Below are 1,072 nucleotides of genomic sequence, written 5' to 3' on the forward strand. Positions count from 1 at the left end.
TAGCTAGAGCGTCGGACTGAAAACTGGAATCGTGGGATTCCCTTGAGGGCTGCTTTGTGATTCACCGTTTCTGGAGGTGGATCATGGGTCGCAGCTATTCGGATGATTTGCGTGCGCGCGTCGTGGGTTTTGTCGAAGCAGGGCATTCGCGTCGGGCTGCGGCCCGGCATTTCGGGGTGAGCGAGAGCTTTGCGGTCAAGCTGCTGCAAAGGGTCTTGCGTTTGAAGACGGCCCGGCCCGCGCGTCAGGGTCGTCCGCCCGGCGGCCGGCTTGACGTGCATGGGTCCTTCTTGGTCGCACAGGTGGAAGCGCAGCCCGACATCACCATGCCCGAGCTTGCCGCCCGGCTGAGCGAGGGGAAGGGCATGAGGGCCGCTCCGGCGGTCTTGTCGCGGTTCCTGTGCCGGCTGGGGTTCACATATAAAAAAAGCGCTGATGGCATCGGAGTGCGCACGCGCTGACGTCGCCGAGCAGCGACGCCTCTGGACCCTGCGCCGCCAGCCGCAGATGCGGCTCGAACCTCACCGGCTCGTCTTCATCGACGAAACCTCGATCAACACCAAGATGGTCAGGCTGCGCGGCCGCAGCCCGTGCGGCGAAAGGCTGCGCGCATCTGCCCCCTTCGGGCATTGGGGAACCCAGAGCTTCATCGCAGGCCTGCGCTGCCACGGCCTGACCGCGCCGTGGATCGTCGACAAGGCCATGGATCGCGTCACCTTCGATCTCTATGTCGAGACCCAACTGGCGCCGACCTTGTCGAAGGGCGACATCGTCATCCTCGACAATCTCGCCGTCCACAAAAGCGCGCAGGCTGCACGCTGCCTCGCCGACAGGGGCGCCTGGTTCCTCTTCCTGCCGCCCTATAGCCCCGATCTCAACCCGATCGAGATGGCCTTCGCCAAGCTCAAGGCGCACCTGCGAGCCGCCCAGGCACGAACCTTCGACGCCCTCTGGAGGGCCGTCGGAAACATCTGCGAACTCTTCTCGCCAGCCGAATGCCGAAACTTCTTCAAACACGCAGGATATGCGTATGATTAACCGTCCGATGCTCTAGATGGGCTCTATTCTGATG

1 protein-coding gene is annotated in these 1,072 nt (G+C 63.2%); it reads left to right on the plus strand.

Translation table 11 applies throughout. The annotated features are described in order from the left end of the window. Positions 1 to 83: 83 nt before the first annotated feature. Positions 84 to 1,038 (plus strand): IS630 family transposase gene (locus AC1DZY_RS26620; RefSeq protein WP_476823165.1). Its coding sequence is split into 2 segments (ribosomal slippage): positions 84 to 431 and positions 433 to 1,038, totalling 954 coding nucleotides; the frame shifts between segments, so codons are not numbered across the junction. The last annotated feature ends 34 nt before the right edge of the window (positions 1,039 to 1,072 follow it).

It is taken from the genome of Allobosea sp. P2_A10, from assembly GCF_056405115.1.